The organism is Neobacillus sp. C211, assembly GCF_051842875.1.
In the GTDB taxonomy this organism is placed as follows: Bacteria; Bacillota; Bacilli; order Bacillales; family Cytobacillaceae; genus Neobacillus.
The window spans coordinates 1-17,019 of the sequence record NZ_JBPXRO010000035.1; the positions used below are offsets into that span (position 1 = coordinate 1).

At 38.1% G+C, this 17,019-nt stretch carries 16 protein-coding genes, 1 pseudogene and 1 riboswitch; of the genes and pseudogenes, 9 read left to right on the forward strand and 8 right to left on the reverse strand.

Features of this window, described 5'->3' with window-relative positions; translation table 11 throughout:
• Positions 1–100: 100 nt before the first annotated feature.
• Complete coding sequence (locus ACSU6B_RS24340) at positions 101–928, reverse strand: TrmB family transcriptional regulator (protein WP_410888868.1); 828 nt, start codon at positions 926–928, stop codon at positions 101–103.
• A 142-nt stretch (positions 929–1,070) separates the two neighbouring features.
• On the opposite strand from ACSU6B_RS24340, the gene ACSU6B_RS24345 reads away from it, so the two are divergent.
• Positions 1,071–1,700 carry a homoserine/threonine efflux transporter gene (locus ACSU6B_RS24345; protein ID WP_214997894.1) on the forward strand — a complete coding sequence of 210 codons (630 nt, stop codon included), beginning with the start codon at positions 1,071–1,073 and terminating at the stop codon, positions 1,698–1,700.
• Positions 1,701–1,857: 157 nt separating this feature from the next.
• Here the strand turns inward: ACSU6B_RS24345 and ACSU6B_RS24350 are convergent, their stop codons facing one another.
• The 5 genes from ACSU6B_RS24350 to rfbA all read right to left on the reverse strand — a co-directional run bounded on the left by ACSU6B_RS24350 (position 1,858) and on the right by rfbA (position 5,993).
• Positions 1,858–2,283 (reverse strand): MaoC family dehydratase, encoded by a 426-nt coding sequence (locus tag ACSU6B_RS24350; RefSeq protein ID WP_214997895.1) that lies wholly within the window; start codon positions 2,281–2,283, stop codon positions 1,858–1,860.
• A 395-nt stretch (positions 2,284–2,678) separates the two neighbouring features.
• The gene (gene rfbB / locus ACSU6B_RS24355; RefSeq protein ID WP_410888869.1) at positions 2,679–3,686 is read right to left on the reverse strand and encodes a dTDP-glucose 4,6-dehydratase; all 1,008 of its coding nucleotides are present in this window, start codon (positions 3,684–3,686) and stop codon (positions 2,679–2,681) included.
• On the reverse strand, positions 3,662–4,540 hold the full coding sequence (gene rfbD / locus ACSU6B_RS24360) for a dTDP-4-dehydrorhamnose reductase (protein WP_410888871.1): 879 nt from the start codon (positions 4,538–4,540) through the stop codon (positions 3,662–3,664). Before rfbD ends, rfbB begins: the two co-directional genes overlap by 25 nt.
• 3 nt (positions 4,541–4,543) lie before the next feature.
• Positions 4,544–5,101, reverse strand: a complete 558-nt coding sequence (gene rfbC, locus ACSU6B_RS24365) for a dTDP-4-dehydrorhamnose 3,5-epimerase (RefSeq protein WP_410888872.1) — start codon at positions 5,099–5,101, stop codon at positions 4,544–4,546.
• A 13-nt stretch (positions 5,102–5,114) separates the two neighbouring features.
• Positions 5,115–5,993 carry a glucose-1-phosphate thymidylyltransferase RfbA gene (gene rfbA, locus ACSU6B_RS24370; RefSeq protein WP_410888874.1) on the reverse strand — a complete coding sequence of 293 codons (879 nt, stop codon included), beginning with the start codon at positions 5,991–5,993 and terminating at the stop codon, positions 5,115–5,117.
• A gap of 331 nt (positions 5,994–6,324) precedes the next feature.
• Here rfbA and ACSU6B_RS24375 point away from each other — a divergent pair, with 331 nt between their 5' ends.
• A complete protein-coding gene (locus ACSU6B_RS24375; RefSeq protein ID WP_410888875.1) occupies positions 6,325–7,308 on the forward strand; it encodes an LCP family protein in 984 nt (327 codons plus the stop codon).
• Positions 7,309–7,697: 389 nt separating this feature from the next.
• Positions 7,698–7,783, reverse strand: a riboswitch (cyclic di-GMP riboswitch).
• 492 nt (positions 7,784–8,275) lie between these two features.
• Here the strand turns inward: ACSU6B_RS24375 and ACSU6B_RS24380 are convergent.
• The gene (locus ACSU6B_RS24380; RefSeq protein ID WP_410888876.1) at positions 8,276–8,455 is read right to left on the reverse strand and encodes a VanZ family protein; all 180 of its coding nucleotides are present in this window, start codon (positions 8,453–8,455) and stop codon (positions 8,276–8,278) included.
• Between the two features lie 447 nt (positions 8,456–8,902).
• Here ACSU6B_RS24380 and ACSU6B_RS24385 point away from each other — a divergent pair, with 447 nt between their 5' ends.
• The 3 genes from ACSU6B_RS24385 to ACSU6B_RS24395 all read left to right on the forward strand — a co-directional run bounded on the left by ACSU6B_RS24385 (position 8,903) and on the right by ACSU6B_RS24395 (position 11,042).
• Entirely contained in the window at positions 8,903–9,106 is a 204-nt protein-coding gene (locus tag ACSU6B_RS24385; RefSeq protein WP_410888878.1) for a DUF3311 domain-containing protein, read from the forward strand.
• Positions 9,106–10,605, forward strand: a complete 1,500-nt coding sequence (locus ACSU6B_RS24390) for a sodium:solute symporter family protein (protein WP_410888880.1) — start codon at positions 9,106–9,108, stop codon at positions 10,603–10,605. Before ACSU6B_RS24385 ends, ACSU6B_RS24390 begins: the two co-directional genes overlap by 1 nt.
• A gap of 266 nt (positions 10,606–10,871) precedes the next feature.
• Positions 10,872–11,042, forward strand: a complete 171-nt coding sequence (locus ACSU6B_RS24395; RefSeq protein ID WP_410888881.1) for a hypothetical protein — start codon at positions 10,872–10,874, stop codon at positions 11,040–11,042.
• Between the two features lie 859 nt (positions 11,043–11,901).
• On the opposite strand, the gene ACSU6B_RS24400 is transcribed toward ACSU6B_RS24395, so the two are convergent.
• Positions 11,902–12,357 (reverse strand): N-acetyltransferase, encoded by a 456-nt coding sequence (locus ACSU6B_RS24400; RefSeq protein ID WP_215004464.1) that lies wholly within the window; start codon positions 12,355–12,357, stop codon positions 11,902–11,904.
• Positions 12,358–12,887: 530 nt separating this feature from the next.
• Between ACSU6B_RS24400 and ACSU6B_RS24405 the strand changes: the two genes are divergently transcribed.
• From ACSU6B_RS24405 to ACSU6B_RS24420, 4 genes and pseudogenes are all read left to right on the forward strand, one after another.
• Positions 12,888–14,642, forward strand: coding sequence for a SulP family inorganic anion transporter (locus ACSU6B_RS24405; protein ID WP_410888883.1), 1,755 nt, complete (start codon positions 12,888–12,890; stop codon positions 14,640–14,642).
• A gap of 70 nt (positions 14,643–14,712) precedes the next feature.
• Positions 14,713–15,327: a beta-class carbonic anhydrase gene (locus ACSU6B_RS24410; RefSeq protein WP_410888885.1), complete on the forward strand. Its 615-nt coding sequence runs from the start codon at positions 14,713–14,715 to the stop codon at positions 15,325–15,327.
• Between the two features lie 6 nt (positions 15,328–15,333).
• Positions 15,334–15,515, forward strand: a pseudogene (locus ACSU6B_RS24415) (SulP family inorganic anion transporter); the annotation flags it as partial.
• 221 nt (positions 15,516–15,736) lie between these two features.
• On the forward strand, positions 15,737–16,939 hold the full coding sequence (locus ACSU6B_RS24420) for a molybdopterin-dependent oxidoreductase (RefSeq protein WP_410888886.1): 1,203 nt from the start codon (positions 15,737–15,739) through the stop codon (positions 16,937–16,939).
• Positions 16,940–17,019 lie beyond the last annotated feature (80 nt).

The window sequence follows — 17,019 nt, forward strand, 5'->3', positions numbered from 1 at the left end:
TACTACATATAACTGCTCCTTTAGTTGAAGAAGAGCAGCCTATTTGCTATGAAGAAATGCTGTTCTTCTTATGTTATATAAAACAGATAATCATACAAATTTATTTTACATAATGTTTTTTAAAATCTGGGTGAATAGAAAATTTTTGACGTAAATTCACGAGGTTTTCCCCAAAACTTTCCTCTAAAAGTTCTCTATGTTTCTCCATAATTTCCATGAGATACAAATCATGAATCATGACTTCTGTAATTGGCATTACTAACCCAACATGCCTTGTCCATGCTGCACGGCTATCTTTACCCAGCGAGACAATACCTGCTACTACTTCTGAATCATCTCCACTAATAACAAGCCATCGTCCACCATACTCTTCTGTAATTTCATGACCCATATAATGTAGGTAAACATTAGCAAAATCAGTGACGATTTCCCCATAAGCAATAATTGTTACGTTGACCCCTCTTTTTACTGCCTGTCTTAGTTCAGACTCCAATTCTTCGAATTCCTCTTTCCAAACCTCTAAGAGAATTCTTTTTTTTGCAGATAATATACAAACTTTTACCTTATGGAGTATTTCATTGTGTCCCGTGATATTCCAGATATTTTCACGGTCATTTGCAGAACGTTCGAACTCCGCTAGTGATTTTTCTGCCAGTTCAAAATTCTCTTCTGCTTTCCTTCGGCGGTTTTTAATTAGCTCCTTTGCAGGAACAGGAGTATACTGTGGCGTGTTTCCAGGACTAACCAGAATATCTCCTCGTATGGCGAGACTATCTAGAACTTCATATATTCTTGAACGTGGTACACCAGAATTTTTCGCTACTGCATATCCAGTTAATGGAGATTCCTCCAATAAGGTAAGATACGCTTTCGCTTCATATTCGGTAAAATTTAGATTCTTTAATGTTTCAAAAATGATTTCTTTCATAAACCCTCCAATAGAATATTAGTCGCTACCTTAGTAACTAATATTTTATCAAAATCTGTTGATTATTTCCAAAGGCTTCTGATATACTCTTGGTAAGTAGTTACCTCGGTAGTCACTATTAGCAAAGGAAGGGAGAAAAAACATGGATAGCTTACTAACATACATTTCAATTGCTGCAATGATGGTTGTTATTCCAGGAGCAGATACTATGCTATTGGTGAAAAACACACTCAGCTATGGACCAAAAGCTGGACGTTATACAGTTCTCGGAATGGCAACGGGACTTTCTTTTTGGACGCTTATTGCTATTCTTGGATTATCTGTTGTCATTGCAAAGTCTGTAATTCTTTTCAGTACAATCAAATATTTGGGAGCTGCTTACTTAATTTATTTGGGTATAAAAAGTTTTTTTGCTAAAAGTTTGTTCTCTTTAGAGGAAATTCAAGCACAAGCGAATGCTCCTACCAATTCTTCAAGTCGGCATAATAAAGAGTCCTTTATGCAAGCATTACTTAGTAATGTTCTTAATCCAAAGACTGTTTTGGTTTATATAACTATCATGCCTCAATTTATCGATTTGAACGGAAATGTAAATCAGCAATTGATTGTGTTAGCATCAATCCTTACTTTACTTGCTGTATTGTGGTTTCTAACCCTTGTTTATGTAATTGATTACGCAAAAAAATGGTTGAATAACTCCAAATTCCAGAAAGTATTCCAAAAATCAACTGGCTTAATGTTAGTAGGTTTTGGCGTTAAAACAGGGATATAAATTTCATTTATTAACACTCCTAATTCAACTTTCTCCGTTCAGACAACTGAACGGTTTTTTGTCCTCATTTGTTTCAAACGTGCCACTCACCCATTTTCAACAAAAGCACTCGGTAGTTAACCAACCAATCTAAACTGCCCGTTTTTTAAATGCCCCTTCATCGCTTTATCAATACAGACAAGTCACCCTCAAAAACTTTTTCATCTTTATGATTGAAGGTAGATAACAATACAGTAAGGATACCTGTTTCATCTTTAGTTGCTTTCTTATCAATAACTTTAACAGTGATTTGCAATTCGTCTTCAGGAAACACGGGCTTTATAAATTTAATATTATTCATTCGTGTTCCAGCAATAACATCATCACCATAGATACCTTCTTCAACCCAAAGCTTAAAAGAAATGGCTAGTGTATGTATACCGGAGGCAATAATTCCATTAAACCTTCCCTGATTTGCTTTTTCCTCATCCAAATGCATATATTGAGGATCAAATTCACCTGCAAACCTCATAATATCCTCTTTTGTTAATTTTAATGATTTAGTTTGGAACTCCTGTCCAATTGTAAACTCCTCTAACTTCATTCCTACACCTCTATTTTGTCATTCTTGTACTTGTTTATTTTAGCACCACTTAATCGCAAGTGAGAAAAAATCGTCAAAGTCTTATTCAGCTAATCTGCCCCTTTAGCCATCCATGAAGCGCAAAAATCAGCGCTTCACCACAGAGAAGGAAAATTGTTTTAAACCGTCAATACTGATTCTACGGCTGGGAGAGGAAGGTCGATGAACTATGGTGCGTTTGCTACATAATCAAATCTTAGTTTAAATATACTAATTTCTTGGTATTTAATGGGTAAAATTAGTTAGTTTAGCAGGAAAGCTTTACTAGCAGAACCGCGATGCCATAAAAATAAAAAGCCCCGGATCCACGATAGTGAATACAGGGCTTTGACAATCTATGATTGATCTAAAGAATACTACTTCTTGAAGTAATTCTTGTATTCCCCACTAATAATTTGCTCCCACCACCACTTGTTATCCAAATACCATTCAATCGTTTGCGAGACTCCCGTTTCGAATGTGTAAATTGGTTTCCACCCTAGCTTCTCTAACTTCGTAGGGTCAATGGCGTAGCGCTTATCATGACCTAAACGGTCAGGGACAAACTCAATGAACTCTTCCGATTTTCCTAACGTGGTAATAATCGTTTTTACCACTTCTAAATTGGTCCGCTCGTTGTGCCCGCCTATGTTATAGACTTCACCGGTAACACCCTTATGCAAAACAAGGTCTAATGCTGCACAATGATCATGGACATGCAGCCAATCACGGATATTCTTTCCGTCACCATAAATTGGTACCTTCTGATTATTTACTACGCGAGAAATCGTTAACGGGATCAATTTCTCTGGAAAATGGAAGGGACCATAGTTATTGGAACAGCGTGTAATATTAACTGGCAGTCCAAATGTTTCGTGATAGGCACGAACCAAGAAATCAGAGGAGGCTTTACTTGCACTGTATGGACTATTGGGCTGTAACGGCGTCTCTTCTGTAAACAATGTCGATGAATCCAGCTCTAACTCTCCATATACCTCATCCGTTGATACATGAACAAACTTGGTGACCTCTATTTGTTTGGCGGCATCAAGTAACACTTGCGTCCCTAGCACATTCGTCCGAACAAATATTTCTGGGTCCGTAATCGAGCGATCGACATGGCTTTCTGCCGCGAAGTGGACCACATAATCAAACTTTTCTTTTTCAAAAAGCGGTAGAATGGTTTCCCGATCAGCAATATCGGCTTTCATAAAATGATAGTTTTCCTTCTTTTCGATCTCACAGTGCTTGGTTAGATCGCCCGCATAGGTTAATCCATCTAAATTATAAATTTCATACTGAGGGTATTTGTTAATCATATATTGAACAAAGTTTCCACCGATGAATCCGGCTCCACCAGTTACAAGAAGCTTTTTCCCTTGCATGACTTCACCTCTTGCTTTAACGCTTTTAAGTACTGCTTTAAGGATTCCTGCCAAGACGGCAATGGAATAAATCCATTGTCCAGTAGCTTTTGCTTCGACAATCGCGAGTTCTTGGGACGGGCGGCCCTTGTCGGATATTCCTCTGTTTTAATCGAATGGACTTTTACTATTTTGCCCGCTTTGTGAAAAATTTCTTCGGCAAATTCAGCCCAGCTACAGAATCCCTCATTCGTGGCATGATAGATTCCATATCGATCCGTTTGAATCATATCAATTAATAAACGCGACAAATCCAAGCTATTCGTTGGCGAACCCACTTGATCTCCCACCACATGTAGTTCATTTTTAGTTTCAGACAATCGCAGCATCGTTTTCACAAAATTATTCCCGTTTAATCCAAAAACCCATGATATCCGGACGATGAACCAATCGGATAAGGTCGTTTGGACAATTTTCTCCGCTTCATATTTGGTCTGCCCGTAATAACCGACGGGGTTGGGCGCGCTCGATTCGTCAAAAGGTGCATCACCCCATCCATCAAAAACATAATCTGTACTGATAAACATAAATTTAGCCCTTAGTTCCTTGGCGGCGCAGGCTAAATACTTGGTCCCATCAACATTCAACTTCCAGCAATTTTCTTGATCGTCCTCTGCTTGATCAACCGCCGTATAGGCAGCACAATGGATTATCGCATCCGGGTTGATTTCTTTTACAACCTTGTAAACAGAACGCTCATCTGTTATGTCCAGATCTTTTGACCCCACGCCAACCATTTCAATACTGCGCCTCGCCCCTTCACGAACCACATCAAAACCGAGCTGTCCTGTAAAACCCGTCACTAGAATTTTCATCGTTTATTCTCCAAAGTTAAAATTATTTTCTGCATCTGCCAGGAATGGAGCCATTTCATCCTTTGTAGATAGTATCGGAGTCACAACTGGCCATTCAATTCCAATGGTTGGATCGTTCCAGATGATGCCCCGGTCACATTCAGGTGTATACAAGTGGTCTACTTTATATTGAACTTCCACCTCATCGGACAACGTCAAAAATCCATGTGCAAACCCCTTAGGAATCAATAATTGACGTTTATTTTCCGCACTTAACTCGATTCCAAACCACTTCCCATACGTGTGGCTGCCTTTACGAAGATCGACGGCCACATCAAATATCGCCCCTTTGGTACAGCGAACGAGCTTGGTTTGCGCTTTTGGATGTAATTGATAATGCAATCCCCGTAATGTCCCTTTTGCTGCCGAGAATGATTGGTTATCTTGAACAAATTTCACATCGATTCCTGCTTCCTGCAGCCTTCCCTCACTATAGGTCTCCATAAACCAACCGCGATGATCGCCAAAAAGTTCTGGCTCGATAATCATTACCCCTGGCAGGGAAGTCTCAATCACATTCAACCTATCACCTCTTTTAATACTTGATGCTGCCATTGGCTACTTTTAATAAATATTGGCCATAACCTGTCTTGGAGAATCTCTCACCTGATTCAATTAATCTATCAATATCAATCCAGCCATTGATATAGGCGATTTCTTCGGGTGCAGCGATTTTAATTCCTTGATGATCCTCAATTGTTTTTACAAAATTAGTGGCTTCCACTAAACTTTGATGTGTTCCCGTATCCATCCACGTAAAACCCCGCCCAAGCAGCTCAACCTCGAGTTCTCCCATCCGTAAATATCGATCATTTACAGTGGTAATCTCTAACTCACCTCGTGCCGAAGGTCTGACACTTTTGGCAATATCCACAATTCGATTGTCGTAAAAGTACAAACCCGTGATCGCATAATTTGATTTTGGTACCTGCGGTTTTTCTTCGACGGTTAATACTTTTCCATTTTCATTAAATTCCACTACACCAAAACGCTCTGGATGTTGTACATGGTAACCAAAAATGGTTGCCCCACTCTCCTTTTGAGCCGCACGTTGGAGAATTTTTCGCATCCCACTGCCGTAGAAAATATTGTCTCCTAAAATCATCGCGACAGAATCATCGCCAATAAACTCTTCCCCAATTAAAAAAGCCTGGGCTAATCCATCTGGGCTCGCCTGGATTTTATATTCTAGATGTATTCCAAACTGTGATCCATCACCGAGCAGCGCCTCGAAACGCGGGGTATCCTCTGGAGTTGAAATAATCAGAATATCACGAATTCCTGCAAGCATTAAGGTGGAAAGCGGATAATAGACCATCGGCTTATCATAAATGGGTAATAATTGTTTACTGGTGACCATCGTTAACGGATATAAGCGTGTCCCGCTTCCACCTGCTAGAATAATAGCTTTCATCGTAACCTCCATTCCGGGTCGTTAGGGAAGGAATTTTGGTTTGGGCTGCCTATCGGGTTTCATTCCTTTATGTATATATGCTTATTTTGTAGTTCACGAAATATTCCACTGCTGAGTGCGAACAGGCATGTTCGTTGGTTTAAAAAACGTTTGAAAAAGACCGATTTCTAGGGTGGTTTTGGTGATTATTTTCGGGATAGCTGTGAATCTAATAATAATTGACTGGATTGACACAAGAATGCCAATGTTTTCCCATAAATTATGATTGAATAGATGATTCAAAAACTGTAAAATTAATAGAATTGATTTTGCTAATCCATCGGAGGAAATTATGAAAAAGAAGAATAAACGCAAATGGAAGATTGCCGGCTTTAGCATATTGGGGATTATTTTACTCATTGTTGCGGGCCTTGGATATGAATACTATAAGATACAGCCGAATAATCATTTTACCACGGTGCCTGTAGTTAGTTCAGGAAAAACGGACGATTCCACATCAACAAGTGAATCTGTCGAGGTAAAAGAACCCGTTTTTAACCTGTTATTGATCGGGTCCGATGAACGAAAAGGACAAAATGTGGGTCACTCGGATTCGATGATGTTGGTCCATGTCGATTTAACAAAACATCAATATGATGCGATTAGCATTCCACGTGATACCCGCGTTCATTTAGATGGGTACGGCTATACCAAACTAACAAGTGTTCAATATATTATGCAGGCCACAAAAGGGGCCCAAAAAGGAGTAGAAGCAGCAGTCAATGCAGTCGCTGAATTAACAGGAACTCCGATCAATTACTATGTTGAAACCAATTATGGCGGCTTTCAAGCAATGGTTGATGCCGTTGATGGCATTGAGATGAGCGTACCATTTGATGTGAAATTAACGCATCCTTGGTATGGTGAAAACAAGGATAAAGTGATAAGTGCTGGAACCCATTCCTTTGACGGAAAAATGGTAGCTGAGGTTGTACACGAGCGCTATTCCCTCGCAAGTGGCGAATATGGTCGTCAAAAGTTACAAGAAGAAGCACTAAAAGGAATTGCAAAGAAGGCCTTAAGTCCAAAAAATATCACCAACTTGCCTTCATTAGTGAAATCCATTCCTGACTTTGTGATTGCGACCAATATGTCTACACAAGATATGTTAAGCCTTGGACTAGCATCGAAAGATTTCGACCCCAACACCCAGCTGGAATACCACCAAATCCCCGGTGAAGGAAAAAGAATGTACGATGATATCTTAAAAGCAAATAACTACCAGCTAGTGATTAATCAGGACAAAATCAAAGATCTAGTAGCTCAGAACTTTTAAATAGAATGGATTGGTAACTATATTAAGTCGAATGATGATAAAGCATCATTCGGCTTTTTTTCGCTTTGGAGTGGGGAGGTAACCCTTTTAAAAATAGGCTTTGGCAAAGAAGTCAGTCACGTAGAGATACTAGCGACGAAAATGTGATTGAATCTCTGATCGCCTGTCCTAAAAATAAAAAAACAACCCCTAAAAGACGGGATTGTTTTAGAAAACGCTTTCATTTTATCGATGTGTTTCGATTAACTGGTCTCCTCTTTTCGCTGCAACCATTAGACTCATAATCAAAAGCATAGAGAACGATCCAACAAATAGGCCTGCAATAAATATAAACATAGTATTACCTCCTAGAGTGTGTTTTATAATTCGTAGTAAGGTGATCGATCATATTCGGTAACTGGCTAGCATAGTTTTGACAACCTTAGCCCCTCTAGTTTTGCGACACCATCTTTCAATGGGAGTGCCCTTTCGTACGAACTATGTGTTTATTTTCATATTATACCATCGATTACTATGGATTAAATAGCCCTATTAACCTATTTAATATGATAATAAAGTGACGCAACGACAGTCTTACATCCATTCGCACTTCACCACATTTATTGTCGAAATATTTTTTCAACTTTCGCGCATTTCTACGTTTTTCCCTAACAGTGGTTGGGTATCATAAAGGAAACAATCTGAAAACTTAACACCCCTTAGTTGGGGAAGGCCTATTTGAGATCTCAACTATTGAAAGCGTTATCAATAAAACTCAAAAACCATAAATGTTTATCTATGTCGATCATAGGAGTGGATTTCATGGACAAGCAGGGGAATCTATTAATTGGATTAATTTGGGGTACATCACTAAGTGTTCCGTTATGGATTGCGTTTTTCGGTTGGATCAAAGTAATCACTCATTTTATTTTCTAATAGGCTGGACCGGCAACAGTATCATCTAAAAAAAAGCGTAAAAATCCTTATCTCATAGGGGTTTTACGCTTTTTTTTGATAAAAATCGATTCACTATCCCATAAATCACAATTCCCACTATCGCTCCCGCACTATCAATGAAAACATCTTTTACCTGAGCCCCTCTGCCCGCTACAAATAACTGGTGGAATTCATCAGAGACTGCAAAAAGGACACAGATCCCAATAACCAATTGCTAATGGATGAAAATGAAAGTATTCACTTAGCAGCTTTGTTTCCTCATAGGTTGGCTCCTCAAAGTCCACCCAAAAGAATCTGAACCTATCTGATGTTTCATAAACGGCCCCTTATGATGGGACACATCTCTTGTGCTTCTCCGGCAACTTTTGTCCTTCATACCGCTCCTGATAACAGTGGTTAACATAACAACTTTTAAATGAAGCCCTTTTCAACTTCAACTTCATTCAATCCTTTACTACACATATGTTAGGTTGAGTGCAGGTATATATCTATATAATGATTTGTAAAATAATTAGTTAATTCGAATTTTATAAATTATTAAATAATTCACTTGTAATCTCTTGGAAAAATTGTTACTATAACCTACATGTAAAATTATTTAACAATACTATTGTCGGGACAATAGTATTATTTGAATATCAAACAGGAGGTACACCAAATGAGCAGAAAATTCATTAAATTATTATTAATAATACTCCCTTTTATTTCTCAATTAGCCGTTTTACCATTCGTAAATCGAATTGATCCTGTTGTTTTAGGATTACCCTTCCTTCAATTTTGGCTCTTTTTATGGATCGTATTAACACCTTTATGCACATTAGGGATTTATCAACTCCAGAAATCAGAAGGGAGTCTTGACTAATGCATGGAAATTTGACAGCTTTGTTAATCACAGTCTTCATTGTCTTGACCGTTGTTTTGATTGGATTTATCGCAGGGCGCAATAAATCTTCGCGAAGCTCAGTAGAGGAATGGTCTGTTGGCGGCAGACGCTTTGGCGGATTGCTGGTTTGGTTTTTAGTAGGGGCTGATTTATATACAGCTTATACATTTTTGGGATTGACGAGTACAGCCTATGCAGGGGGAAGTCTTGCATTCTTTGCTATTCCTTACTGTATCTTAGCCTATTTTGTTTCATACTTTTACCTTCCTAAACTATGGAAAGTAGCGAATAAATTTAAACTAACCACACTTGCAGACTATGCGAGGGAGCGTTTTGGCAGTAAACTTCTTTCTTCTATTATTGCAATTGTCGGCGTATTGATGCTTATCCCGTATATCGATTTGCAGTTAGCAGGGATTCAAGATACGCTTCAGGTAGCTGGAACAGGATATATTAATGTGAAGGTAGTCGTGATTACGTCATTCCTTCTTGTGGCACTTTTTACATTCTTTAGCGGTATCAAAGGCCCAACCTATACAGCCATCATTAAAGATGTTCTCGTATGGGCGATTATGTTATTCCTTGTGGTTTCTCTGCCGATTATCCATTTTGGCGGCTGGAGCCCGATGATTGATACACTTGTGAAGGAATCACCACAATTGCTGACGATTCCAACCGACGGCCCCAAAGGCATTCCATGGTTCATGACAGCGTCTGTAGTCTCAGCCTTGGCATTATTTATGTGGGCTCATGGAGCAACAGGAGTATTCACAGCGAAAAGCGCGGATGCCGTTCGAAAAAATGCGATGTTCTTGCCTTTATATAATATAGTCTTAATTCTGGTCATTTTCCTTGGCTTTGTTGCTTACCATGTGTTACCTGCAGGAAGCAATCCGCGTTTTGCCTTTTTAAATCTAATTCAAGTTTCATACGGCGGGATTGGACAAGGGTTAGCTTATTCAACAATTGCCTTAGCATCCTTAATTCCATGCTCTATTATGGCCATCGGTGCTTCCAACTTATTTGCAAACAACATTTATCGTGATTTAATCAATCCCAACGTAAAAGGGGCTAAATTAACTCTCGTCACTCGTTCAATGGTGTTTGTTGTCATTGGTCTTGCTTTATTATTTGGACTGTTATTCCCTACAGCACTAGTATCTTTGCAGCTTTTAGGTGTTTCAGGAATGGTTCAAATTTTCCCTGCAATTGTTGTCAGCTTATTCTGGAAAAATCAAACGAGACAAGCAACAATTATTGGATTACTTGTGGGATTAGCTACAACATTTACAGTATACGGAACAAACAGCTCACATGGAATTTATGAAGGGTTCTGGGGATTATCAGCAAACTTCTTAACCATTATCATTTTGAATCCTTTTTTCACAGCAAAAGCGAAACATCAAACAAATTCTGTAAAAGAGTATCTGTTTAATTCATCAAAGTCTGTACAATCAAAAAAAAGAAAAGGCGCATAATTGGTTTCGAGAAATGCATAGAAAATGCCCTGGGAGAGATTCGTCTCACCAGGGCATTTTATGACTGTTTTAAAAAGGAACCACCGTTGCTGTTGAACTAGATACTGTGACTTAATTCATTCAATTCCCTTTTATTAAACCATATCCCATAGTAAATACTTCCCATAAAAAGGTCAAACCTTAACATTATTCTGCTTTAATGGCAGGGATTTTTTTACATTCATAGAAATACATAGAAGACAAGTCATTATACGAGGGGGATTTGAATGGAGTTTTCAGTTCTCGTTTCAGGGTTTCAATATTTCTTGTTGATTATGGGTGGATGCTTGATTTTTTTCATCGTAGTGTTATTTTTCTCCAATAGATACACAAGGAGTAAATTAAATCAAATGGAACAAAACGAAAAAATGAATGAAATACAACGAACGACACGGTGAACAGTTTTCAATGTTTCCTCTAGTTAAAATATTTGGCCCTTCCAGCATAAATGTGGAGTACATACGCTTAAGCTGAGAAGGGCTGTTATATGGACGAGTGCAATCATAACAAATATGATCCACAATTAGAGGTAAATCATTTCAAGCGTTTCCCATTTCATATCTTAAAATTTTAGAGAATGAACGGTGTCGTAAAAGTCGTTTCTAAATATACGAAGTATTGATCGTATTTCAAATAAAAACTGGATCGCAATTTAATCGATCCAGTACATTTATATGGGTTTTTCTTATAATTCTCCTTCATCCTTGATTTTCCATATAATATAACGAATGATGTTAAGTATTTTACTACAAGGACAATCTACATCTGTCCCTAGTATCGGCCCCACCTACGCCAGATACGCTGACGGCCACGCATGCCATCCAACCCATTATTTATTATAACGGAAAACGCTTACATTTTCAAATTTAAATTGAATTTTCAGAAAAATTTTCTTATAGTTATAAATTTACTGTTAATTTTAATGGGCAATATCCTCCCTTTATCTTCTCTGGTAAAACGAATTATTGTCCAAAAAAAAGAATTTCTGCTATTTCTTTTGCCTTGAATATCATTTTTCCCCTCCACAGGAAAGAACATTTAGCCTATTACTTTTTCTTTCTTACATGATTTCCTTATGAACTCAGTGCCAATTATTTACTTGGGTCTTTTCTCGCACGTCGCATTGTACCATTACAAATCTAGGAAATTATCATTTTGCTAAACAACGAAGAAAATGGGCACCACATAATGGCGCCATTCCTATTTCTCTTGTAAACTGCCAAGTTTAATATCACTGTATGCAACCTATCTGACACCTTACCCAACATACTTTATCATTGCGACTTCATCACAGCAATCCAACTTAGGACAATTCATACAATCCACCCACACTTTTTCAGGCAAAGTCTCCTTGGCTACGATCTTAAAACCACATTTTTTGAAAAACTCTGTTTCGTATGTGAAAGACATTACACGGCTAATTCCAAGTTTCGGCGCATCACTTATAATACGATTTACTAATTTGCGACCAATACCTTTTCCAGCATAATCGGGAGAAACAACCAAAGATCGTATCTCTGCCAGGTCCTGTCCTAAAACATGTAATCCTGCAACCCCTAGTATATTATTATCCTCTTTCATAACATACAAACATTGTAAATGTTGATAGAGTGATAAATACGTACGAGGCAATACGATTCCTTTTTTAGCATAAATTTGGACTAAATCATAAATATCTTTAACATCACTTGTCACTGCATGATAAATATCCATTTTGTATCTCCTTTTGCAATAATTATTTATAAATATACAATAATACGTATTTTTATTCAATGGTTATCAGGGACAAAAAATTTTTTTATCCCCTTAAGTAAAAAATAGCTTGGATCAACTTCCCATTAAATAAAGGAGCTCTTCTTCTTGAACTTACCATCTCCCCAAAATTTACTATACTTCTCTTACTGCTTTAACAAATTCTTGGACCATTTCCCTAAAACACAAGAGAATAATTTGGTAAATATGTATCAAAATTCAAAAAAATGAAACTCTTCTTCCCTCAAAGCGTATCTCTACATGGAAAGAGACAACAGGGATTTTACAGAGCGTCGGAACATAACTCTTTTTTTATAATGATTCCGGGTAACAAAAAAGTATTTGAAGGAGGTTTTTTACAACTATGATTTCTCGTTTCAAAAGTTGATAAAAGAAATAGAAAGGTTATGAAACATTGTCGTACTGGAAATTAGCTTTGTCCTTTTTACTTGTGAAAAACTATACAATATAGAAATGGAATGATGTAATAAATGGTTTCATCTAAAAGGTTTTCTGGATACAACCTACGCTATCTTCAAAAAGATTTGATTGCCGGGTTAGTTGTTGGGATTGTTGCGATTCCTTTAGCAATGGCTTTCGCGATTGCTTCAGGGGTAAGACCAGAGTATGGACTCTATACGTCGGCAATTGCCGGAATCCTTGTTTCTCTTTTTGGAGGTTCTAAATTTCAAATTGCAGGCCCGACTGGAGCCTTTGTCCCGGTTTTATTGGGAGTGGTGATCCAGTTTGGATATGAAAAGCTGTTAATCGCTGGCTTCTTGGCAGGGTTTTTAATTCTTCTTATGGGTGTGTTTAAATTAGGAAGGTATATTAAATTTATCCCTCGTCCAGTGGTAATCGGCTTTACTGCTGGAATTGCCGTGATTATCTTTTCTGGCCAGATTGCCAATTTCCTGGGGCTTGAAAACTTAAAAAAAGAAGAAGCCTTTCATTTGAATATGAAAGAAATTTTATTTAATTTAAATACAATCAATATTTATAGTATTTTTACAGCAAGTATTTGTTTAGCTATTGTCATATTAGCACCAAAATATTTGCCTAAAATTCCAGGTGCCTTGTTAGGATTAATGGTTTCAACTGTTGTTGCTGCACTGTTCTTTCCAAATCAGGTTGCAACCATCGGTTCAACTTATGGAGCCATTCCAAATGAATTACCAAAATTTGAGTTCCCTGAGTTAACGGTCAATGTAGTGATTGAACTCCTTCCTGCTGCGTTCATCATTGCCATGCTTGGGGGGATTGAATCATTATTATCTGCCTTAGTAGCAGACAACATATCCGGCAGTAAGCATGATAGTAACAAAGAATTGATTGGACAGGGATTGGCCAATATCGTCACCCCTTTATTTGGAGGAATTCCTGCCACTGGTGCGATTGCGCGAACGGCAACGAATATTAAAAACGGTGCGTTCTCCCCTTTATCAGGTGTCATACACGGTGTTGTCGTAGTACTAGTGTTAGTATTGTTAGCGCCATATGCCTCTGCCATCCCTTTGGCCAGTATGGCTCCCATTCTTATGTATGTTGCATGGAATATGAGTGAGCGCAAGGAATTTGCCCATATTTTACAATCAAAAACGATGGATTCCCTTGTAGTAGTCTCTACTTTTCTGCTAACCGTTTTTATGGATTTAACTACAGGCGTTGGAGTAGGTCTGCTTTTAGCTCTCCTCGTTTTTGTCATCCGAATAAGCAGGACGTTAAAAGTATCAAAGGTTTTGCCGGATCCAAACGATAAACTAGTAAAACCCGAAATGGTCAAGCAAGGTTCAAACTGCCCGCAAATTAATATTTACACTGTAGAAGGTCCATTATTCTTTGGCACCACCGAGCAGTTCGAGAAGGAAATGGAAGAAATTTTGCGTTTAGAACCAAGAGTGCTCCTGTTAAGAATGAGTAAAGTTTCCATCGTGGATTCGTCTGGGGAGGCCCTCCTCATGAATCTTGTAAAAAAATTCAAGGATAGTAACCAACAAGTAATATTTTCTGGTATCCAGCCGCAATTGGAAGATTTATTTAAGAAAACTGGTTTTTATCAATTGGCAGGTAAGGAAAATTTCTTTGCCCATACAGGTGAAGCTATCAATTATGCTCTCTCAAATCTGGATGTTAAGCGATGTAAAGGGTGTAAACATTTTTCTTTTGCAGAATGTTCAACCCTCTCAAAAGAAGAAGCAAACCCTAAAGCAAAAAGAAAAACAAAACGTGAGCTTGGGTTAATTTAATTGGACATCCCCCTTTTTAGGGAGCTGATGTTAATAAAACATCCTAAATCATGAAATGGAGGAAAAAATTATGACCACGATTTCTAAAATTCTCGAATACAACAAGGATTTTGTTGATCAAAACCGGTATGAGGAGTTTAAGACGACAAAATTTCCAGATAAAAAACTAGTCATCCTAACTTGTATGGATACTCGTTTGCTGGAATTGCTCCCCAAAGCAATGGGTCTAGGAAATGGGGACGCGAAAATAATCAAAAACGCCGGGGCTGTGATCTCTCATCCTTTCGGCAGTATCATGCGCAGCATTCTAGTCGCTATTTATGAACTAAAGGCTGAAGAAGTGTGTGTGATCGGTCATCATGGATGTGGTATGGTAGGTTTAGAAGCATCCTCTATTCTAAAAAAAGCAAAACAGAATGGAATTGACGAGGAGCGGATCGATATTCTCACAAACGCTGGGATTGATTTGTCCAGGTGGCTGACGGGTTTTCAATGTGTAGAAGAAAGTGTCGCCAACAGTGTCCGTTTAATTAAAAGTCACCCATTATTCCTTAAAAATATCGCTGTTCATGGGATGGTGATTGATCCTGAAACAGGAAAATTGGATCTGGTGATCGACGGATATAAAGATATAAAGTCAAACAGCACAAACATACCCAGTCTTATAAGTAAGGTGACTAAATGATTCCCCACTAGGAGGTTTCGAGGGTATAACTTAGGACATTTTCAGAAAGATGTAGTTGTTGGATTGATCGCCGGTATTGTAGCGATTCCTTTAGCGATGGACTTTGCCATTGCTAAAGGAGTAAGACCGGAATATGGACTTCCACAGCAATTATTACCGGAATCATGGTTTCTTTTTTTGGAGGGTCGGCTTCTGCTTCGGGAGAGGCGAAAAAAGCTAAAGAAGAGGTTATCATGGATGGGAAATAGGTTACCGCTTATTACTTTTCCCTTGAGCATGTTAAAATTAAGGGGAATTTATTAAAGGGATAAATCGCTTGAAAAAGGGAGTACTTTTACTGTTACTATCCCCATTATTAAACGTTAGGTCGGTGTAAGGAATGAATTATAGACTTTTTTTTCAAAGGAAGTTGAATTTCGGCAAAGGACTTATTCGACTACATCATTCTAATGCCATTTTATTTCTAGTATTAAGTGTAACAGGTTTTATCTTATTTTCTTCTTCCTTTCGTTCCATTTTTCCATCCGTCAGAGTATGGATCAGGGATCTTCATATTTGGATTGGAGTCATTCTTTGTCTACCTTTGATGTTTTATCTTCCTAAGATGAAGAAGCATCTCAAGACACTTCAAAAAAAGGAAAATAATCGTCGCAATCTCTATCTTATCTTTACGATCTTAATTCTACTGATTGCTTCAGGTTTTTTGTTAACCTTTCATAGACAATTTCCACCATATATTAGCTCCTGGTCATTGTTCGTCCATGATATAGCCACATGGATTGGGGCCCCATATGCCATCTATCACAGCATTACCCGCAGTAAATGGTTTAATCGACTGGGGGAAGGAAAACAATCAGAAAAGAGCTTACAGGAACCTATCATCATTGATGACCGGAATCCGATTTATAAAAGAAGAACCTTTTTAAAAGTGTTAAGCGGAAGCCTAATCGCTATTACCTTTTTACCAACCTTTACAAAATGGATAAGGTCTTATCTCCCAACATACGGGGAGACAGAAGCTTTAACAGATGGTAATCAACTAAAGCCCTTGCCCGAGCCTGAGCCAAACTCCTCCCCGCCTATTGGCGGGGGCAAGAAGGGAGATTTTCGGTATTATACAGTTACAGAGGTTCCGAAATTTACCAGTGAGAATTGGAATCTGACGATTGATGGTCTAGTTGAACAGAAAAAACATTATAATTGGAGTGAATTTGTACAGCTTCAACGGGATGTACAAGTAAGTGATTTCCATTGTGTAACAGGCTGGAGCGTTTATAATATCACATGGGAAGGCATACCATTAAAGAAGCTTCTTGAGAATTCAGGTATTAAAAAAGAGGCAAAATACGTAAAATTTTATTCTGCTGATGGAGTTTACACCGATACCTTATCCCTAAAGCAAGCAATTGAGAAGGATATAATGGTCGCCATGTTATTAGATGGAAAATTAATTAATCAACAGAATGGCGGTCCTGTTCGATTAATCGTCCCGAAAATGTACGCTTACAAATCCGTTAAATGGTTAAACCGGATTGAACTCATTAAAGATGAACATATTGGGTACTGGGAAGAACGTGGATACTCAGAAAATGCCTGGGTTGGAAAAACATAAAAAGTGATGCAAGGCACCCCCCGGATGATCGACACAATATTTATATTAAAAACGCTATTTTATTAACTTTTTTTAAAACA